Source organism: Psychrobacter sp. 1Y4, from assembly GCF_051847555.1.
The window spans coordinates 1-604 of sequence record NZ_JBPYDE010000816.1 but is presented as its reverse complement, the minus strand read 5'-3'; the positions used below and the strand labels follow the sequence as shown (position 1 = coordinate 604).

At 43.2% G+C, this 604-nt stretch carries 1 protein-coding gene and 1 pseudogene; both read right to left on the bottom strand.

All coding sequences use genetic code 11. The features are described from left to right. Positions 1–204, bottom strand: a pseudogene (locus tag ACS8FC_RS19045) (hypothetical protein); the annotation flags it as partial. 82 nt (positions 205–286) lie between these two features. After that, positions 287–604: secondary thiamine-phosphate synthase enzyme YjbQ (locus ACS8FC_RS19040; RefSeq protein WP_439297941.1), on the bottom strand; the 318-nt coding region annotated here is incomplete at its 5' end.

The window sequence follows — 604 nt, the reverse complement described above, 5'->3', positions numbered from 1 at the left end:
GTTTTTAGCTTTATCTACATTGATATTTGTGGTGACTGGCGTGGTCTGTGTTGACGTTTCAGATGGTGTTCCGGTAGGTGCTTCAGGTTCTGGCGTTTCTTGACAGGCAGTTAGCAAAAATAAACTCAAAAAAATAGCAGAAGCCTTGAGACAGTTAACCTTAGCGTTTGTTGAGCTTGGTAATTTTAAGACAAAAGTGGTCATAATCAGGTTTATCCGTTGATAGCGCTCTATATAAATGTGGCAATTTGCGAGGGTCAACCTGCCAGTTAATGATCCTATATTATTACGTATTGACCGTAATAACCAGCTTGCGCTGTCCGCTATATCCAGTCACGTCTCTATGCTCACATAAGTAAACCCCTTGCCACATGCCTAGACCCAATTCACCATCAATCAGCGGAATGGTTAAACTTACCCCAAACATCATGCTTTTAAAATGAGCGGGCAAGTCATCCGAGCCTTCTAAAGTATGGCGGTACTCTGGTTGATCGGCTGGGGCAATTTTGTTAAGCCACTCTTCGGTATCCAATCTGACATCTGGGTCGGCATTTTCATTAATCGTGAGACTGGCTGAGGTGTGCGGCAAGAATAAATGAACCAA